This is a genomic window from Pontibacterium sp., from assembly GCF_041587635.1.
Taxonomy (GTDB): domain Bacteria; phylum Pseudomonadota; class Gammaproteobacteria; order Pseudomonadales; family Balneatricaceae; genus Pontibacterium.
The window spans coordinates 1-2,935 of record NZ_JBFGYC010000502.1 but is presented as its reverse complement, the minus strand read 5'-3'; the positions used below and the strand labels follow the sequence as shown (position 1 = coordinate 2,935).

The following is a 2,935-nucleotide window of genomic DNA, read 5'->3' as shown; positions in this document are numbered from 1 at the left end:
GGCCACCCATACGGTCTTCTGCAAAATCAACCAGTCCATCTTCCAGATAGGAGACACTGTTATTTTCGATGTAGACGCGAAACTTGCTCAGCTCCATGATTTCGTCATCTTCGACAATTTCATCCGGGCGGCAATAGGCCAGACAGGACTCGGCATACGGTGTACCCGGCTGGGTTACAAACATCCGTACTGCAATCCCTTCAACTTCCTGCTTTGCTAACAGTTCCGCCAGATAATTTTCAGCGCTTTCGGTTACCGTGATGCTCATACATAATCCTGTTACTTAACTTTTTACCTACTCTTATGTGGCTGAAGCATACACCGATTCTAATTCTGAGTAAATTGGTCAGCTATTAACCAGAATCTACCAACGATGATTTCTGATACACTGGCGGCTTTTACTCGGCTACCCCTCCAAAGATGACCGCAACCCAGCGCTATAAGACAATCCTGATGCTTGGCCTGCCCATTATTGGTGGCATGCTGTCACAGAGCATTCTGAACCTTGTAGATGCAGCGATGGTTGGCAGTCTCGGGGAAGCGGCTTTGGCCGGCGTGGGCGTCGGCAGCTACGCCAATTTTGTCGCCGTGAGCCTGATTCTTGGTCTTTCTTCCGGTGTCCAGGCAATGGTGGCGCGCCGCAGAGGCCAGGGCCGACTCGCTGAGATGGCCCGCCCGGTCAACTGGGGCCTGATTGTATCTGTACTTTTTGCGCTCCCACTGAGCTTTATCTACATCAGCCATTCCGCGGATATCATATCTCTGATCAGTGACGACCCTGAGGTTCAACGCATCGGGCAGTCATACTTTGACTACCGAACGATGGCGATGCTGGCCGTGGGCATCAACCTATCCTTCCGTGGATGGTGGAACGGCATAAAACAACCCGGCACTTACCTTGTATCCCTGGTGATCATGCACTTGTTGAACGTTGCCATTAGCTATGGCCTGATTTTCGGCAAGCTGGGTTTACCTGAGATGGGCGCAGCGGGAGCAGGACTGGGCACCGCAATCGCCCTCAGCCTTGGCTGCCTGTTGAATGGCGTACTGATGTGGCGCAGCGCACGCCCCTATGGTTTTCTTAAATATCGCCGAGGGCCTGCATCGATAGGTAAACTGCTTTCACTATCCATACCTCACTCTCTACAGCAGTTTTTCTTTGCAGCAGGCATCTGCACCCTGTTCTGGATCATCGGCCAGCTGGGAACAGAAGATCAGGCCATTGCCCACGTATTGATCAATCTGGCGTTATTTCTAATCCTGCCTGGCGTCGGGTTTGGCATTGCATCAACCTCGCTGGTAAGCCACTCCCTCGGAGAAAATAACACCGAGGAGGCCTGCCAATGGGGCTGGGATACAATCAAGACTGCCCTGGGGGTCATTGTATTATTGAGCCTGCCGCTATGGATGTTCCCGGATGTCATACTTGGGCTGTTCATCCACTCCGACACATTGCTGCTTCAGGCTGAGCTGCCTCTGCAGATTACAGCGATCGCCATCTGCTTCGATACTGCAGCCATCGTCTTAACACAAGCACTGCTCGGCGCCGGGGCGAATCGGTCGGTACTTTACATAAGCACATTGGGTCAGTGGATGTTTTACCTGCCTCTGGCATGGCTCATCGGCCCATACTGGGGATTTGGCTTGTTAGGCATCTGGTTAGTACAACTGATACATCGTGCCCTATCGTCCGCTATTTTTTCCTATGTGTGGTCAAAACGGCAATGGGCGGAGATTGCTGTATAAAGGCGCTCCCAGCATCTGTTAGACTTGAACGTGATCAGCTTTATTAAGGACTCTGGAATAAATGGAAGAGCACAACCTCGTCTTTTCGTTCTTTCTTATTTTTACTGGCGCAGCAATTCTAGCCTCCGCCGCTCTCTACACACGCCAACCCTTATTGGTGGCCTATATTGTGCTGGGGGCAATTCTAGGGCCTTATGGCATGGGATACGTCAGCGACACTAAAATGCTGTCGGAGATATCCCATATCGGCATTATTTTCCTGCTGTTTCTGCTTGGGCTTGATATGCAGCCCAGTCACTTAATCCATATGCTGAAAAAAGCCACACTGGTGGCCATCGGCAGCTCGATTATTTTCTTCGCCACCGGATACGGTATCGGCGTCGCATTTGGCTATACACAAGCTGAAGCGGCGATCATCGGCGCGGCACTGATGTTTTCCAGCACCATTATTGGTATCAAACTGCTCCCGACAACCGTGCTACATCACCGTCATACCGGTGAGTTGGTCGTTGGCCTTTTGCTACTGCAAGACGTTATCGCGATCATGGTCCTGTTGTTTCTATACAGTGGAGACTCGGGCGATAACGGTATGGGGACCTACCTGAAGACGCTGGCAGCACTGCCCGCCCTGATCGCGGGCGCATTTGTCTTCGTTAAATATGTCTTGTTGAAGCTTATCCAGCGCTTTGATCGCTTTCATGAGTATATCTTTCTATTGGCAATTGGCTGGTGCCTGGGACTGGCAGAGGTCGCTCAGATGTCCGGCCTGTCGGCTGAGATCGGGGCATTCGTTGCGGGCGTATCCATCGCCACCAGCCCAATCGCACAGTACATTGCGACAAGCCTGAAACCACTGCGTGATTTCTTCCTGATTCTGTTCTTCTTTTCGATTGGCGCAAGCTTCAACTTGTCGTTGCTCGACGACATTTTATGGCCGTCAGTGATTCTCGCGGTACTGGTGGTTGCACTCAAGCCGGTCGTATTTCGCTATATGCTCAGCAGAATCAGTGAATCTAAGAGCCTGGCCTGGGAAGTGGGTTTTCGACTGGGACAGATTAGTGAGTTCTCGCTGCTGATCGCTTACATCGCAACAAGCGCGGCGCTGATTGGACAGGAAGCTTCACATGTCATCCAAGCGACTGCGATCTTGACGTTCCTGCTTTCAAGTTACGTGGTGATCTTTAACTTC

At 51.5% G+C, this 2,935-nt stretch carries 3 protein-coding genes; 2 read left to right on the top strand and 1 reads right to left on the bottom strand.

From position 1 onward, the window contains the following. Positions 1-268, bottom strand: a 268-nt coding sequence (locus ABYW01_RS18120) for an iron-sulfur cluster biosynthesis family protein (RefSeq protein ID WP_372835535.1), incomplete at its 3' end; no start/stop codon positions are given. 152 nt (positions 269-420) lie between these two features. Between ABYW01_RS18120 and ABYW01_RS18115 the strand changes: the two genes are divergently transcribed. Both ABYW01_RS18115 and ABYW01_RS18110 read left to right on the top strand, forming a co-directional pair. Then, entirely contained in the window at positions 421-1,746 is a 1,326-nt protein-coding gene (locus ABYW01_RS18115) for an MATE family efflux transporter (protein ID WP_372835532.1), read from the top strand. A gap of 61 nt (positions 1,747-1,807) precedes the next feature. Then, on the top strand, positions 1,808-2,935 hold a 1,128-nt coding region (locus ABYW01_RS18110; RefSeq protein WP_372835529.1), incomplete at its 3' end, for a cation:proton antiporter.

Coding starts and splice junctions, on each gene's coding strand:
- ABYW01_RS18115 (WP_372835532.1), top strand. CDS start 421: ATGACCGCAACCCAGCGCTATAAGACAATCCTGATGCTTGGCCTGCCC.